Here is a 12,165-nt window from a genome sequence, read left to right on the forward strand (position 1 = left end):
GAACCGCCCATGACGCACGACCCGCACCACCCCGAGGACGCTCCTGACGAGCCGTTGTCGCTGAGGAAGTCACTTACGCTGATGGGGCGTTTGCGCCGCGCGTTCGGACGGGCTGCCCCTGGCGGAGCCAGTAGTACCCCGAGTCCGACTCATGGCCGGTCTTCGGTGGTCTCCGCCCCGGGGGTGGCGGAGACGGTCCAGCGCCAGGGGACGCTGGACCAGGAGGTCGGAGCCGACGGCGGCTCCGACCCGGACACACTCCACACCGTTCAGTGCGAAGTGCTCCTTCCTGTCCGCTCCGCCGAGACCGCCGCCGGCGAGCCCGCTGCGCAGAGCGTGCAGCCCACGATCCGCCGCTTCACCGGCACCAAGCGCGTCGTCCGCGTTGGCCCCCTGCGCTTCACTGGCGACGAGCACACGCTGCTCCAGGAGGCAGCCGCCGAGCACGGCTACAAAGGCGACTCCGGATTCGCCGCCGACATTGTCCTCGCCTTCGTCACCGGCCGGTTCACCGCCAACCTGCCCCTGTCCGAGGACCGCCGCCGCACCCACATCTTCCGCGCCCAGGTCCTGCGCCAGCTCAACCGGATCGGCGTGAACGTCAACCAGATCGCCCGCGCCCTCAACAGCGACTACACCCCACCCGACATCAGCCAGCGCCTCACCGAACTCCACGACCTGCTGGAGTTGATCGCCGAAGCCCTGCGCCAGCCCGTCGACCCGGAGACGGAGGCGTCCGCGTGATCGCCGCCATCAAACAGGCCGGGTCCAACACCCGCGGCCTGCTCGCCTACCTCTTCGGCCCCGGCCGCCAGGACGAACACCTCGATCCACACGTTGTGGCGGGGTTCGCGATGCTCGGCATGCCCGACCCAGGCCGCGACGAGAACGCCACCCTCACCGAACTCGCCCGCCATCTCGACGAGCCCGTCCGGCTGCGCAACAACGAGTTCGGTAAGAAGGTCACCGACCACGTCTGGCACTGCCCCGTCCGCGCCGCACCCGAAGACCGCTACCTCTCCGACGCCGAGTGGGGCGAGCTCGCCCAGCGCATCGTCGAGGCGGCCGGCATCGCCCCCGCCGGTGACGACCTGGCCTGCCGCTGGATCGCCGTACGCCACGCGGACGACCACATCCATATCCTCGCCACCACCGTCCGCGAAGACGGACGCCGCCCCAAACTCCATGACAGCGGCCTCCGCGTCGGCGACGCATGCCGTGAGATCGAAAAGGACTACGGCCTGCGCCAGTTGAAGAAGGGCGATCGCACCGGCACCCGCCGACCCACCCAGGCCGAGATGCACAAGGCCCAACGCCTCGGCTGGGAGCAGACCAGCCCCGCGTGGCTCGAAGACCGCATCCGCGCCGCTATCCCTCACGTCAAGAGCGCTGAGGAACTGCTCGGCTACCTCGAAGCCGACGGCATCCTGATCAAGGCCAGGCGCGGCCCGTCGGGGGATCTCCTCGGCTACGCTGCCGGCCGTCACGGAGACCTCAACGGAAAGGGCGAACAGATCTTCCACCCGGGCAAGAGGATCGCCCCCGACCTCACCCTGCCCAAGCTCCAGGCCCGCCTGGAAAACGTCGTACCGGAGGAGCACCCCACCGCCCGCCGCAGCCGCCCCAGCACCCCCTGGCAACAAGCCACCGATGCCCTCGACACCCTCCACACCGATCTCACCGACGACGCCCACGTCCAAGCCCACATCGCCGGCCTCGGCGAGTTGATTGAGGCCACCGCCCAGAAGGCCCCCGACAACCTGCACCCACAACTCCAAGCCGCCTCAAGGGCGTTCGCCCGAGCCCAGCGGTCTCAGGTCCGGGCAGAAGACCGTGCTGCGCACGCCTTGCGCAGTGCGGCACGTGACATCGTCCGCACCGCCACAGGGTCCGACGGCAGCGCGCTGGCTGCCTTGATCGCAGCCCTGGTCTGGGCCGTGATTGTCGCCGGGCGCTGGCACGAAGCGCAGAACCACGCTCAGCAGACCGACGCCGCCCGCCAGGCCGTCCAGCACCTCCAGACAGCCGCCGACCGTGCGCTCACTCCGACGCTCGCCGAACTCGCAGCCCGACCGCCAAGGGAGGAGGTGCGTCGTGTTCTGGTCAGCGATGTACGAGCAGCTGTCCCCGACCACGCCGAGCGGATCCTCACCGATCTGGCCTGGCCAGCACTCGCCACCGTCCTCGCCGACGCCGAAGCCCGCGGCCACCAACCCCATCAGCTCCTCAAGGAGGCCGCCGCTCAGCGCGAGTTGGACACTGCCCGCCAACCCGCCCGCGTGCTCATCACCCGCATTCAGCACACCGGCCGAAACCCGGCACCCAACCGCCGTGCGGAGGCCGCCCGCCGACGCTCGACCATGGCAAGCTCGACGCCTGTCCAGCAGAGCCGGGGGCCCCAGCCCTCACCGGTAGCGGTGACGACTGCTGAACAGCGGCATCAACAGCGCCGGTAGGCGGGAAACGCTTCGTTTGCCGAGCCAGCACTGCCAAGCCGAGATAGCGCCCTCGCCTTTCGTGGTGGCGAGGGCACGAGCGCGTCCTGCGGCTGGTCCCCGTGGCTATGCATGTGAGTAGCGATGCCGTTTCGACGCGAGCTGTCCCGTCTCAAACGACCTGGCCTCGACTCAGGTCTGTGACCTGCGGTGACCAGATCGGTTGAGACGCACAAATGCCGGAAATCTCGGTCGATCTGGCTCTGGGCGACCGGATGCCGAGGCGGCCTCAGTTGATCTAGTCCGGCTCCGCCGTTTCGAACTGATGCCAAGCCAGGTGGTCGCCTACGACTGGTAGCGTCATCCCAGGTTAGGTCGCCGAAGGGCTGCGGGACGCTGCACAGATGCTTTCAAGGGGACAGAGATCCACCGGTCGGTGCGGATCTGGCCGGGGCACCTGAGGGAGAGCGTTGAAGGACTGGATACCTTTTCTGCAGGCTTTGATCTGGCCAAGCGTGGTATTGACGCTCACCCTCACGTTCCGCGCTGGGCTGGGGCGACTCATCGAAGCGATTAACAGCCGAGTCGAGCGCGGCGACTCCTTCGAGGCAGGGGCGTCAGGAATAAAGCTCGGACCCTCATCCCCGCAGACCCCAACCGGGGCCGAGCCACAGCCGGGCGCGCAGCCCGTTCTTGAAGTGCCGCCGCCGCTGGCCGAACTGACCGAGGACTCGACCAATGCCGCACCCAGAGTTCATCTGGTTCACACGGCGCACCGCGACAGCGCGCTCGACAAAAGCGGCTACCGGTACTTCCGGCTTCGCATTGCCCTTGAGGGCGACAGGGACTCCGATCTCGACCGTGTCGCCAAGGTCGTCTACCACCTGCACCCGACGTTCCGGGATCCCAACCGCACCGTCACGAATCGCTCGACCAGCTTCGAGCTGACCACGGCGGCGTGGGGGAATTTCAACCTGACTGCCGATGTCTACGTGAAGGGCGGCGCTGAGCCCATCCGACTCGAGCGGTACCTGGATTTCTGACCGGCGCGCATGGATGTGCCTCTTCCCTAACGGCCATCTCCGTACCACCGATCCTCGGCCACCACATCACCCTCCAACTCGCCGCCGATCACGACTGCACGTTCCTCCGACAATGGCTCGACCGGCCTGAACCTGGTCCCCTCAGCCTGCGGCCGAATCAGACCAGACCATGTGAGACGGGGACCAGATCCGCAGAAACGGGACGCGAGCCGGGGAGTCGCACACCTTTGGGGGCTGGGCGATGTGCACGAGAACGGGAGTCACCCGCGCCCCGGTTGGGGGAACCGGCGAAATGAGGTGCTCGGGTGACGGAATGCGCGGGGCGCAAGGTCGGTCGGCTGGGCAACTTCGGCTCGGGCGGGACTCGCGGTGATGGGTCGGCGCCCCGTTAGCCGAGCTTCCGTAGCACCTCGGCGATGGTGGCCCGGTATGTCCGCAGCGCCTGCAGCCCGGCGGCGTAGCGGTCGCGGTGCTGTGCGATGTCCAGTGCCTGCTGTTGCGCCCGTACGGAGTGCCAGAGTTCGGCCGTTTGGTGGCGTTGCTTGCAGGTGACGTCTGCGACGGCGGTGGCCCGTTCGCGCTGCGTATGGCGGGTGTTGCCGTCGTTGCTCCGTTGCCAGGCGGTGTCCGTGTACGCCGCGACAGGGTCGGGATAGCGCGTGAATCCTTGTTCTGCGACACAGCGGGACCACACGTCCCACGCCGCGCGGAGGCGCGGGTCGCGCTTGACCGCCTTGTCGACCTCGATCGCCCGTGTATTTGCGTAGAGCCAGTCCCGTTTGAGGTCGATGCCGCGCAGCAGCCGCTGGCTTTCCTGAGCGTTGCAAGCGGGGAAGTCCGCGTACTCGGCGTTGGTCATCCGGCGGCCCTTCGGCTGGAGGACCAGGGGCTTGGCCGGGTCCCAGCCGTAGCCCCAGCGGCGTGCGGCGGCGAGATCCAGGGCGCCGTAGTCGGTGCTGACCGCGGTGGCGACGAGGGGGTCGCTGGGGTAGCGGGGGGCGAGCGGGAAGTCCCGGTGGCCGCGCTCCGCCATGCACTGGCGGACCAGCAACGCCGATGCCTGCTGCGATCGTTGGTAGTCCTGGGGCGTGTAGTCGTAGCGGTCGGCCGGCAGGGGGCCGAGGTCCGACGCCGTGTGGATGACGTCCGGGCGCTCGGGACCGGAGATGCAGATCGCCGCCAGCACCGCCACGACACCCAGTCGCCACCCCCGCCTCGTCATGCGGAGAGATGTTAGCGGGCGGCGTGCAGCGGTCGGCCCTGGCCCCAGCAGTTCCTCCAACAGGCCGCCGACCAACGCGCCTTGGACGACGCCGACTCTCCCGCACGAGTCCTGACCTGGCGTATCCAACGCTTAAGCACACGACCAGCACCCAGCGCACGAGCCCGAGCAGCACAGGCCCGCAGCACCACCGCACAACACATCGCAGCCCAGGCCCAACACGGCAACAGCCGCCCCAGTCCCGCAACAGCCGACACAAGCGCGGCGGCGCTGATCACGGTCGCACGGACAGGCTGGGGATAAGCAGCTCCAGCGCCTCCTCCCAGCCATCTAATCGTCCGAAAAGGAAGCCCTTGGCCCCCTGGCCATCGAGATCGAGTTTCTCAGCCGCTAGGCATGACGAGACTTGTGCTTGATCCCTAGGGCCGCCTTAGAAATCTGGCCGATCCGACCCCATACCGGAGGGGATCTTCCTGGCTACCGTGATGGCCCGGATCTCGGGCCTGGGCAGAATCTCAACGGGGGAACCATGACCGAACAACAGCGGCAGGGCTGGCGGCACGCAGAAGAGCCCGAGCCTCCCAGAATCAGGGAGACCCTGAGCGAAATCGGCCGTGACGTCCGCACGATTTACTACCCACAGTCCAAGGAGGCTCTACGGGAGTTATGGGCCGACTTTCGGAAAGGCGTCGCTGCCTGGCCGCAGGGACGCCTGCGTGAGCTGTGGCTGCTCGGGGAGCTGCGGGCTATGGAGCTGGGAAGGCTCACCGATCTGGACGAAGCCACACGCGACCGCACCGCACCCCATGTGGCGGCGGCTGCTCGATCCCAGGAGATGCGCTCCAGTTGGAGCCGCGCGCTCAGCCGCCTGTCCTTTGACTTCCCGGCACTGCACTTCGGGCTGGTCGTCCTCTACACCATCACCATCGGCTTGGGGATCTTCCGCTGGGTCGGAGACGGCGCTCCCGCGGCCTTCCTCGGCACCCTCTTCACGGTGACTGCGGTCCTGTTCTGTATCTGCCTCATCGTGGTCCGCTTCGTCACATTCCTCTTCGGGTTTCTCTTCGGCCCGGCAGCGAATCTCCTCACGAAGCTTCTCCTGTCGGTCGGGTGCGCCGGTCTGGGCCGCAGTCCCGACTGGTGGCAGGACCCCCTCGACCGATGGAAGCAACAGCCCGACATTGCTTCCTGGGAGCGCAACGGGACCTCCGTCGCCGATTTCAAACTCGACGGCAGCATCGTCAATGCCCTGGGCATCCTCGCCGCGCTCTACGGCTGCGTCGTCCTCTATCGGCTCATCATCACAGCGGCTCAGGTCTTCGGCCCTCGCGAGCCCCGCCGCGACCTGGCCTGCGCTGTGATGCTGGACCGCTTCCTCGACATCGCCCTCGCACTGCAGCCACCCGCAGACAACTCCCAGGAACTCGCAGAACAGCAGGAACCACCCTCATCCCGAGCCCCCGGCACAGCCGACGACGAAGAAGACGAAACCGACGACGATTCGACGTTCACGGACGCCGGCACCGGCCTACGCCCCTATATCGCCAGTGCTGAACGACGACTGCTCGTGCGTGAGTTGGAAGAACTGGCCGAGTTCGTGGAAGGCCGATGGCGTCGGGCCATACGCACCGACGACCACACGGGCGACGTCGAGGCGAATCGCGTGGCCGACGGCATCGCGGCACGGATCCGCCACTGGAAACCCGTCGCGGCCATGGGCGGCCCGGAACTGGAAGACATGCGCAAAGCCTTCACCGTGGCCGTGGTGAACATCGCCGACGAAGACTGGCGCATCATGGCGGCGGACGTCTCCAGCCGCGACCTGCTGAGCCGGCGCCTCATCCGCTGGACCCGGCGCCTCGCCGCTACGATCGTGCTGCTCGGTACCTGGGCTGTACTGACGACCAAGCCCTTCGCCTGGGTGACGACAGCGGACGAGACAGGCATGGCGCCCGTGCTCTACGTGCTGGCCATCGCCGTGGCGACCACACTGGACCCCGCGGCCCACGACCGGGTCATCGGCGCCATCCGGCAAGCCGGAGAACTCAAATCGAAAGCCGGCTGACCTGAATCCGGCCTTCGGCGACCGCAAGCTTCCTCAAGCAACGCAGTCACTGCTCGTAGCCATGGGCATCTCCTGGGCGGCGAGGACCCGGCAGCCATCGCCGCGTTCTACTCAGGAGGGCGTCGGTGCCTGCCTCTTGGCCGGCCAGGCGCTTCCTGCAGCCTTATCGCTGTTATGCGGCCCTGGCTGAAGCGTCTGGAACACCGGCCCGTGTGACGGGCAACAGCGCTGCCCACGCCAGGACTTCGACCAGGTGCTCGGCCAGGAGCCCGACGTGGGGGTCAGGCTGAACCAGGGTGGTCGCCTGGCCGCGGGCGCTGCGTTCCGCCGCCCATTCGTGGTCGCGGCTGGTGAAGTCGTCGTCGACCCAGATGGCTGGCGCGTCGCCGAGCCAGGTGTCGACGTGATCGCGTTTCCACAGATACCCGTTGGGGTGGCTGGTGGTGATCTGCGGGCGTGGGAGGTCGACGAACGGCAGGGGTGGGAGGCCGAGGAGCGGTCCGATCAGAGTGGTGGCGTCGCGGCGCCAGCTGGTGCACCAGACGGGGGTGACCAGGCCGGTCCGGATCACCTGCATGAGCAGGGTGCCATGCGCAGGGTTGAGCCAGATGGTGACCGGGTCGTCTGCGCTCCGGTCAGCGGGCACGACCTCGTGCCGGTTGTGGGTTGCCGGACTGGCCCCTTCGGCATCCGGAAAAGGTATGAGGACGCCGTCGACGTCGAGCAGTAGGTAGGGCGGGCGCATCGGGTTCTCCCTGGGGAGCCGAGGTGGGGGGGGGTGCCTCTATGTTCTTCGTCAAGGGTGTGGGCAGCATCGGCCCGGGGTTCGATCTTCTCCGTGGGGCATGAGACTGTCTGGTCGTGCCAGAGATGATGGGTGGGTTGGAGGCGGCCTTGGCTGAGGCGTCGTCTCTTTCGTGGACGCAACGTGTTCGTGCCGGGCGTGGCCTTGCTTCCTTCACTGATGTCCCTGAGGCTGCCGAAGCGCTGGTGGGGCTGCTTCTCGACGTCGAGGACACGGCGGTGGCTCGACAGACGGCAGAGGCCCTGGCCCGGGTGGGGACGGTGGGCGCCATAAGGCTCATCGCTTTCGCGGTTGCAGAGGCTGACGACAACCAGGCCGACTGGCTGCAGACCGGTATATATGACGCGCTTGCGGGACCGGACGTCGCAGCGGCCTGCGGAAAGCTCGCCCTGGACCCGGAAGAAGCTGTCCGTCGGGGTGCCGCAGATATCTCGGCGTGGACAGACGGCACAAGGTGTTGATCTGAATCAACCTGCCTGTGGGCTGGTTCATGTAGCCGTCGTATGAGGGTGGCGGGGTTCGTAGAAAGTGCCGTCGCGGAGCATCGCGAAGAGCACGCTGATCCGCTGTCGGGCGAGGCGGAGAAGTGCCTGCGTGTGTGTCTTTCCGCGGGCTCGGCAGCGGTCGTAGTAGGTGCGGGAGGCGGGGTCATGCAGGGCGGCGAACGCGGAGAGGAACATCGCGCGTTTGAGTTGCCGGTTGCCGCCTCTGGGGGCGTGTTCGCCGTGGATGGAGGTTCCCGATGACTTGGTGGTCGGGGCGAGGCCGGCGTAGGAGGCGAGGTGGGCGGCGGTGGGGAAGCTGGTGCCGTCGCCGACGGTGACCAGCAGTACTGCGGCGGTCCTGACCGCGACCCCCGGCATCGAGGTCAGGACCTTGGAAAGAGGGTGGTCCTCCAGCAGGGCTTTGATCTGGGTTTCCAGGGCCCGGCGCTGTTCATGGACGGCCGCGAGGGAGCGGGCCAGGGACGGGATCACGACGTCGAGGGTGCCGGTCCCGGGGACGACGACGGTCTGCTCGTCGAGCGCGTCGAAGACGTCGTCGATCAACCGGGTGGCCATGCGCGGGGCCTTGGGCCGGATCACCTCGACCAGCTTGCGGCGTCCGGCTTTTCGCAGGGCGGCCGGAGATCCGTGGCGTTCCAGCAGCCAGGTCACGGCCGGGTGGTCCAGGCGGGGCCCGAGGACGCGCTCCAGGCTGGGGTGGAACTGGGTGAGCAGGCCGCGGATCCGGTTGGAGGTGCGGGTGGCCTCGGCCGCGAGGTCCTGGTCGAAGCCGGTCAGGACGGTCAGTTCGGCGGTGATCTCGTCGGTCAGTTCCAGCGAGCGGAGGGTGTGCGGCATCGTCCGGGCCGCGTCGGCGATCACTGCGGCGTCCTTGGCGTCGGTCTTCGCCTCGCCCGGATACAGGTCGGCGATCCGCCGCATCGCGAGTCCGGGCAGGTAGGCGACCTTGCAGCCTGCGTCCCGGGCGACCGCGAGCGGGAGGGCGCCGATGGAGGCGGGCTGGTCCACGATCACCAGCACGGTGCCGAACTTCGCGGTCAGCTTGTCGAAGACGGCCCGCAGTTGCGGCTCGCTGTTGGGCAGCTGCTTGTCGAGGACCTTCTTCCCGGTCGGGGTGAGTCCGTGGCCGTGGTGAGCACTCTTGCCGACGTCCAGGCCGAGGAACACGCCCACGTCTTCGGTGTCGAACATCGCGCCTTCCAGGGGAGTCGAACGGGCCGGCCTCGGCGGTGGTGTCGTACGCGCGCATCCACGTTATGCAGACCTGTCGCCCGCGAGCTGTCCGGCATTGCGCCGGACCGGGTGGTGGCCGGGCCTCTGATCAGCGTCTCCGACGGCACCTCCCGGGCCCGGTGACACCACCCCCCAGGTCATCTGTTCGACAGGGGGGAACAGTCATGCCGGGCCCGGAGGCCAGCGGCCCTCTTGCAGGACCGCCAAGAAGATAACGGGGGGGGCAGAGTTTGCGCGCGGTGATGAGGAGAGTGGTGGGCCAGCGGCCACCGTGGCGCGCGTCATGGAACTCCTCGGCCGAGGTGAGCCAGAGCCCGGCGCGGTCGAGGTGTTTCTCCCAGCGGTTGGTGTCGAAGTCCCAGCGGGCGATGGGTAGTTGGCTGCGGTCGGGGAGGGTGACGTAGTCGCGGCGGGGCCGGTCGTCGGTGGCGGGGCGTAGGCCGCCGCGTTGGGGGTGGGGGACCGAGAAGGCGAGAGTGCGCCGGGGTTTGAGGTGCTGGGCGATGGCCGGGAGCAGAAGCTCGGGGGCGACGAGACCGATGGCGCCGAAGACTGAGTAGACGGCGTCGAACTGCTCGTCTGTGGCTTGCAGGTAGTGCAGGGCGTGGCCGGCGACGAAGGTGAGGTTGTTCAGTCGGCCGTAGTGGGAACGGGCTCGGCGGACCTGGAGGCCGACGAGGTCGACGCCGGTGACCTGGGCGCCGTAGCGGGTGGCGAGGTGGGCGGCGTTGTGGCCGGGGCCGCAGCCGAGTTCGAGGAGTCGCTTGTGGCGCAGGTCCGGGCCGAGGATTTCGGCGCCGGGCCCGCGGCCGGGCCGGGTGGTCCATTCCATCCGGGCGGGCACGGCCAGCGGTTCGGCGGGGGCAGCCGTGGTGCGTTGCAACGCGTGGACGTACCAGGGGGAAGCCTGGGCGGCGAGCACCTAGACCTCCAGGAGGTGGAGGACGTCGGTGAGGTGACGGCGTACGGCCTTGATGTACGCGGGGTCGGTGGCCGGGTCGTTGATCCAGCGGATGGACTGCTCCGTGAACCACTCGACGGCCCACATGCGGTGCCAGCCCAGTGCCCACTGCTCGGCGGGCAGTCCGCCGCGTTCGGCGAGGGCGTCGGGGGTGCCGCCTTCGGTGACGTAGGTGTCCAGGAAGACCCGCAGGCGCACGGGGCCAGGGGTGTCGAGGGTGCCGTGCCAGCTGGCGAGGTCGAGCAGGCCGGGACCGGTGAAGGCGCGGGCGAAGTCCAACAGCCGCCAGCCGTGCCGGCCGATGTGGAGGCTGGTGGGGTGGAACTCGGAGTGCACCCAGCCGAACGGCGCCACCGTCGTACCGGCCGAGCGGGTCTCGGCGGCCTGGGCGATCTGGTCGAGTGCGTCTTCGACGTCGTCCGTGTCCTGCCACCGGTCGGCTTTGCGGAGTTGACCGAGGTGTTCCAGGGCTCGGGTCGGCAGGGCGCGCAGCCGTTCCTGGTCGAGGACGGGCAGGGCGGAGGCGGTGCGGGTGGCGTGCAGGACGACGGCTGCGGCTGTGCCGTCGAGGTCGTCGGCCTCGCGAATCGGAGCGCCGAGGTCTTCCAGCAGCATGCCGAGCCAGCCGTCCAGTACTGCGGAGGCGTGAACGGTGGGCACCGGGACACCGAGGGTGTGGGCCAGCCGGAGGGCTTGGTCCTCGCTGTCGAAGGGCCTCTTGGCGTACTTGAAGATGGCGGTGGTGTTGTCGGGGAAGGTCAAGCGCTCGACGCCGGACATGGACCACACGCGCACCTCCTCGCGAACGGCGGTGGTGCGGCTGGCCAGGGTGAGCAGGTTGTCGAGGAGTTCGGTGCTGGGGTTCGCGGTCACGTGGGGGCTCCAGGGGGTTGGTGGCGTCCGGGGCGGGCGAGAGGTGCCGGCCCGCCCCGGAGCCGGGATGGTGGTGTTACGCGGCCGGGGCCACGCGGTGGGCGTAGACCTGCTCGATCCAGCCGGACTTGAAGGCGGCGAGGTCGTCGCGGAAGGCGGTCATCGAGGCACCGTAGGGCGCCACGACGCCCCCGCTCTGGTCGGGCACGGACTGGCAGCCGTGCACGAGACGTCCGCCGAGGGCGGCGTGGGCCTTGATGGCCTCGATGCGGCGGTGCTCGTTGAACCAGCCGCCGTGGTAGACCTCGTCGAGCATGCCGCCCGTCTCGTCGTCCAGGTCGAAGACCACGGAGGTGGCGGCGGGGAAGAACCAGCACGGGCCGACGTTAGAGACGTGTCCGTCCAACTCGACCTTGTTCAGCGCCATCAGCGTGGCCGCCTCGCGCAGCATCCTCAGGTGGTCGGCGGTGAACTGCGGCAGGCCGAGGCCGGCGAGGTGCTCGTCGCGGAAGAGGTACGCGTACACCTCGTAGGCGGTGGCGAGTACCTGGGCGGCGTCCGAGGTGGACTTGGCGTGGGTCTTGATGAACTCCAGCGCGAGCTGCTCGACCGCGCTCTCGGTCGTCTCCTCCACGTTCAGGAGCTGGGACTTGACCAGCTCCCAGTCGGCGACGAGCCACGTGCTGGACTCGAAGCGGAAGAAGTACTCGGCCGGGTTGATGGTGATGCGCCGGCCGTCGATCTGGATGCCGGGCAGGCGGCTCCAGCGCTCGTCGAACGCCTCGGGCAGTACGACCGTGATGGCCGTCGTGTCCGTCGTAGCTGTGGTGTCGATGGTGGTCACCGTGTCTCCGTCTCTGATCGGCCGGGTCCGGGCACAGGAATGCCCGAACCCGGTGTAGGCGTACGGAACTTCGGGGGCCGCCCGGCCGAAGGGGGAGCCTGGTCTCGGTGTCGGACCGGGGCCGGGCGGCTGATGATTAGTGAACCCTCCGTCACGCACAGTGGGTACGGTGAGAGGC

General features: G+C 68.5%; 10 protein-coding genes and 2 pseudogenes. 6 read left to right on the plus strand and 6 right to left on the minus strand.

Annotation, left to right across the window (positions count from 1 at the left end; genetic code table 11):
* The first annotated feature begins 183 nt into the window (after window positions 1-183).
* The 3 genes from OG714_RS28040 to OG714_RS28050 all read left to right on the plus strand — a co-directional run bounded on the left by OG714_RS28040 (window position 184) and on the right by OG714_RS28050 (window position 3,478).
* The gene (locus tag OG714_RS28040) at window positions 184-744 is read left to right on the plus strand and encodes a MobC family plasmid mobilization relaxosome protein (protein ID WP_406125037.1); all 561 of its coding nucleotides are present in this window, start codon (window positions 184-186) and stop codon (window positions 742-744) included.
* On the plus strand, window positions 741-2,456 hold the full coding sequence (locus OG714_RS28045) for a relaxase/mobilization nuclease domain-containing protein (protein ID WP_406125039.1): 1,716 nt from the start codon (window positions 741-743) through the stop codon (window positions 2,454-2,456). The genes OG714_RS28040 and OG714_RS28045 overlap by 4 nt, the downstream gene beginning before the upstream one ends.
* A gap of 449 nt (window positions 2,457-2,905) precedes the next feature.
* A complete protein-coding gene (locus tag OG714_RS28050; RefSeq protein WP_406125041.1) occupies window positions 2,906-3,478 on the plus strand; it encodes a pYEATS domain-containing protein in 573 nt (190 codons plus the stop codon).
* Between the two features lie 388 nt (window positions 3,479-3,866).
* On the opposite strand, the gene OG714_RS28055 is transcribed toward OG714_RS28050, so the two are convergent.
* Window positions 3,867-4,700 (minus strand): hypothetical protein, encoded by an 834-nt coding sequence (locus OG714_RS28055; RefSeq protein ID WP_406125043.1) that lies wholly within the window; start codon window positions 4,698-4,700, stop codon window positions 3,867-3,869.
* 42 nt (window positions 4,701-4,742) lie between these two features.
* Between OG714_RS28055 and OG714_RS28060 the strand changes: the two are divergent.
* Both OG714_RS28060 and OG714_RS28065 read left to right on the plus strand, forming a co-directional pair.
* Window positions 4,743-4,974: pseudogene (locus OG714_RS28060) on the plus strand (mobilization protein); the annotation flags it as partial.
* A gap of 255 nt (window positions 4,975-5,229) precedes the next feature.
* The gene (locus OG714_RS28065) at window positions 5,230-6,765 is read left to right on the plus strand and encodes a hypothetical protein (protein WP_406125045.1); all 1,536 of its coding nucleotides are present in this window, start codon (window positions 5,230-5,232) and stop codon (window positions 6,763-6,765) included.
* A 172-nt stretch (window positions 6,766-6,937) separates the two neighbouring features.
* Here OG714_RS28065 and OG714_RS28070 read toward each other — a convergent pair whose 3' ends face one another.
* Entirely contained in the window at window positions 6,938-7,510 is a 573-nt protein-coding gene (locus tag OG714_RS28070; protein WP_406125047.1) for an HAD domain-containing protein, read from the minus strand.
* Between the two features lie 125 nt (window positions 7,511-7,635).
* Here OG714_RS28070 and OG714_RS28075 point away from each other — a divergent pair, with 125 nt between their 5' ends.
* Window positions 7,636-8,031: a hypothetical protein gene (locus OG714_RS28075; RefSeq protein ID WP_406131684.1), complete on the plus strand. Its 396-nt coding sequence runs from the start codon at window positions 7,636-7,638 to the stop codon at window positions 8,029-8,031.
* Between the two features lie 27 nt (window positions 8,032-8,058).
* Here the strand turns inward: OG714_RS28075 and OG714_RS28080 are convergent, their stop codons facing one another.
* From OG714_RS28080 to OG714_RS28095, 4 genes and pseudogenes are all read right to left on the minus strand, one after another.
* A complete protein-coding gene (locus tag OG714_RS28080) occupies window positions 8,059-9,267 on the minus strand; it encodes an IS110 family transposase (RefSeq protein ID WP_406117882.1) in 1,209 nt (402 codons plus the stop codon).
* Between the two features lie 268 nt (window positions 9,268-9,535).
* A pseudogene (locus OG714_RS28085) lies at window positions 9,536-10,231 on the minus strand (class I SAM-dependent methyltransferase); the annotation flags it as partial.
* Window positions 10,232-11,143, minus strand: a complete 912-nt coding sequence (locus tag OG714_RS28090) for an aminoglycoside phosphotransferase family protein (RefSeq protein WP_406125049.1) — start codon at window positions 11,141-11,143, stop codon at window positions 10,232-10,234. It abuts the pseudogene before it with no gap.
* A 76-nt stretch (window positions 11,144-11,219) separates the two neighbouring features.
* Complete coding sequence (locus tag OG714_RS28095; protein WP_406125051.1) at window positions 11,220-11,987, minus strand: hypothetical protein; 768 nt, start codon at window positions 11,985-11,987, stop codon at window positions 11,220-11,222.
* Window positions 11,988-12,165: the final 178 nt, after the last annotated feature.

The sequence above is a fragment of the Streptomyces sp. NBC_00989 genome, assembly GCF_045162655.1.
Taxonomy (GTDB): Bacteria; Actinomycetota; Actinomycetes; order Streptomycetales; family Streptomycetaceae; genus Streptomyces.